Below are 2,567 nucleotides of genomic sequence, written 5' to 3'. Positions count from 1 at the left end.
GAGCTAGAGATTCGATCATGACTGAGCAAAAAGCGACCAATGTCCATTGGCACGAGGGTGAAGTTACCCGCGAAGACCGCAATCAATTACTCAAGCAAAAAGGCGCCACCTTATGGTTTACCGGTCTTTCCGGTAGCGGTAAAAGTACCGTAGCCGTCGCTCTGGAACAGGCATTAACTGCCAGCGGCAAGCTGACCTACCGTCTGGACGGCGATAATATCCGTTTGGGTATTAATAAAAATCTGGGTTTTAGTGCCGAAGATCGCACCGAAAATATTCGCCGCATTGGTGAAATTTCAAAACTGTTTGTCGATGTCGGTGTGATTACCCTGTCCAGTTTTGTTAGCCCTTATCGCGCCGATCGAGATTTGGTTCGTGAATTACATGAAGCTGCCGGTATGCAGTTTATCGAAGTCCATGTTGATGTGCCGCTGGATGTGGCTGAAAGTCGTGATCCTAAAGGTTTATATAAAAAAGCCCGTGCCGGCGAGATTCCAAACTTTACCGGTATTTCAGACCCCTACGAAGCACCGCTCAATCCAGAAGTGGTTTTGAATAGCCACGAAATGTCTTTGCAAGAGGAAGTTGATATCTTGCTGGCTCTGTTGGAACAGCGCGGCCTGTTATCCGCTTAATGGCAGGCTATAGCCCGCACTTTTAAAGAAAAAGATGAAAGAAAACTGAAAGGAAAATTTGATGATTAAGCCCCATGGCGCAGACCAGCTAACGCCTTTATTCGTTGACGATACTGAGCAACATCAGGCCCTTAGTGCTGAAGCAGAAACATTACCCTCACTGCTGTTAAGTTCAGCCGCTGCCGCTAATGCGGTTATGCTGGGTGCCGGTTACTTTACACCGTTAACCGGTTATATGAATTTAGCAGACGCTTTGGCTGTGGCAGAAAACCTGCACACCGTTGATGGTCTGTTCTGGCCAGTACCTATTGTTAATTTGACTAACAATATCGACTCAATCGGTGATGCCAAACGTATTGCGCTGCGCGACCCGAATGTTGAGGGTAACCCCGTGTTGGCGATTATGGATATTGATGCGATTGAAGCGGTTAGCGATCAGCAGATCGATTTTATGGCACAACATATCTTTGGCACGTTAGATGCCGAGCATCCTGGTGTGGCCGCGTTTAAAGGTCAGGGTAATCACTTATTATCCGGTGCTATTCAAGTTCTGAACTTCAGCTATTTCCAAACCGATTTCCCCGACACTTTCCGTACTGCCGTAGAAATTCGCAATGAAATGGTAGAGCGCGGCTGGAACAAAGCAGTTGCCTTCCAAACCCGTAACCCCATGCACCGTGCCCACGAAGAACTCTGTCGTATGGCTCAGCAGGACTTGGGTAGCGACGGTATTTTGATTCATATGTTATTGGGTAAATTAAAGCCGGGCGATATTCCGGCAGATGTGCGCGATAACTGTATTCGTAAAATGGTTGAGGTTTATTTCCCTGCCAATACCGTGATGATCACCGGTTATGGCTTTGATATGCTTTATGCCGGTCCTCGCGAAGCGGTATTGCATGCGGTGTTCCGTCAGAACTGTGGCTGCACGCACTTTATTGTAGGCCGTGACCATGCTGGCGTAGGTGACTATTATGGTGGCTTTGATGCGCAAACGATTTTTGATGAAAAAGTGCCTGAAGGTGCTTTAGAGATTGAAATTTATCGTGCGGACCACACCGCTTATTCTAAAAAATTAGATAAAGTGATTATGATGAAAGATGCACCGGATCACAGCAAAGAAGATTTTATTTTGTTATCGGGAACTAAAGTGCGTGAGATGTTGGGTAATGGTATTGCACCGCCGCCGGAATTTTCTCGCCCCGAGTGTGCAAAGATTTTGATGGATTATTATCAGAGTTTGGACGCTTAAAATTTGTTCCTAAAAAAAGCCGCTATCAGCGGCTTTTTTTATTCTTTGGCGGTTAGTCTCTTACCGTCAACTATGGCTGATTTCAAATTAAGCTGATAGCCCTTTTTATCTTCGGTAATCCGTTCAATCCGCAATAGAAAATAATCCCAGTCTTTGGCTAGCCATATTAGCGTATAGCCGTCCCCTTCCGAACGACTCTGCTTGAGTTTAAGTGCATTAAAAGTGCCTAGCGGTGTGGCAATGGTTTCTTCTGCCAGTTTGCTGACTTGATACGTTTTTAATTCGTTACGATCAACTAGGTGATAGGTTTTTTCAGTAAAGCCCGCCGAGTTTATAACATCCAAATACAGTTGTGCTTGGAAGCTTAATCGGTCGTAACTATTTTTCGGTAACGGTAAATCTTTTTGACTATGTAAACCGTCAAAAACGGTTTGCTGCTCGGGATTAAATACCAGCTGACTATTTTTTTTGCTACTCAATTGATTAGCATAATTATAGCTGTGCGGTGTTATCTGATTATTGACTTCGCTAAAGGTCGCGCTCTCTTTGATATCGGCAAATAATACCGAGGCATAACTGCTAAGTTGCCATTGCTGCTGATTATTTTTACTGAGGGTTTGTTCCATATCGGCGGAAAAGCCGCGAACTTTGATGCTATATAGCGCTTGATAGGGTTTTAA

3 protein-coding genes are annotated in these 2,567 nt (G+C 44.9%); 2 read left to right on the top strand and 1 reads right to left on the bottom strand.

Annotated features, from left to right (window positions below):
• Positions 1 to 17: 17 nt before the first annotated feature.
• Positions 18 to 635 (top strand): adenylyl-sulfate kinase, encoded by a 618-nt coding sequence (cysC, locus tag AACP44_RS08975; protein ID WP_339340188.1) that lies wholly within the window; start codon positions 18 to 20, stop codon positions 633 to 635.
• A gap of 61 nt (positions 636 to 696) precedes the next feature.
• Positions 697 to 1,887 carry a sulfate adenylyltransferase gene (gene sat, locus AACP44_RS08970; protein ID WP_339340187.1) on the top strand — a complete coding sequence of 397 codons (1,191 nt, stop codon included), beginning with the start codon at positions 697 to 699 and terminating at the stop codon, positions 1,885 to 1,887.
• Between the two features lie 38 nt (positions 1,888 to 1,925).
• Here sat and AACP44_RS08965 read toward each other — a convergent pair.
• The coding region (locus tag AACP44_RS08965) for a DUF3108 domain-containing protein (protein WP_339340186.1) at positions 1,926 to 2,567 on the bottom strand (642 nt) is incomplete at its 5' end.

Origin of the sequence: uncultured Oceanicoccus sp. (assembly GCF_963968385.1) — a bacterium.
In the GTDB taxonomy this organism is placed as follows: Bacteria; Pseudomonadota; Gammaproteobacteria; order Pseudomonadales; family Dasaniaceae; genus Oceanicoccus.
The sequence above is the reverse complement of the archived record's forward strand: the minus strand, read 5'-3'. Positions and strand labels throughout refer to the sequence as shown.

Excerpts from the sequence above, each read along its gene's own strand:
- sat (WP_339340187.1), top strand. The coding sequence starts at position 697 with ATGATTAAGCCCCATGGCGCAGACCAGCTAACGCCTTTATTCGTTGAC.
- cysC (WP_339340188.1), top strand. The coding sequence starts at position 18 with ATGACTGAGCAAAAAGCGACCAATGTCCATTGGCACGAGGGTGAAGTT.